The sequence below is a fragment of the Mesorhizobium sp. M2C.T.Ca.TU.002.02.1.1 genome (assembly GCF_003997225.1).
In genome coordinates this window covers 1-506 of record NZ_RZTO01001492.1, presented here as the reverse complement: position 1 = coordinate 506, position 506 = coordinate 1, and the positions used below count along the sequence as shown (strand labels likewise).

1 protein-coding gene is annotated in these 506 nt (G+C 65.8%); it reads left to right on the top strand.

Features of this window, described 5'->3' with window-relative positions; genetic code table 11:
* Positions 1-506, top strand: a 506-nt coding sequence (locus EOD07_RS36920; protein ID WP_127238537.1) for a LysR substrate-binding domain-containing protein, incomplete at both ends; no start/stop codon positions are given.

Below are 506 nucleotides of genomic sequence, written 5' to 3'. Positions count from 1 at the left end.
ACAGCTCCTCGGCCGCGGTCAGCCAGCAGATCCGCAATCTGGAAGACTGGTTCGGCAAGCAGCTCTTCATGCGCAACGGCAACCGCATCGCGTTGACCGACGCCGGCCACGCCATCTATCCGCAGACGGCGCACGCGCTGGGCGAGATCGCGGCGGTCGGCCGGCGCATGCTGGAAGGCGGCCTGCGCACGCGCCTCGTGGTCAGCGTGCCGTTCTCCCTGGCCGAACTTTGGCTGGCGCCGCGATTGGCGGTGCTGCTTGAAAGCTTCCCGCAAGTGGCGATCGACGTCCGCGTCGAGGACGATCCCGTCGATTTGGTGCGCCAGAACATCGACCTGCGCATCTCCTATGGCGACTACCACTATCCGGCGCTGAAGATGGTCCGGCTCGTTCACGACGAGGTGCTGCCGGTCGCATCGCCCGACTTCTGGCAGCGCCACGGCGCCGCCGATCTGGCGGACATGCATGAAAGCCACTTCATCCACACCAACTGGGGTCCCAACTAC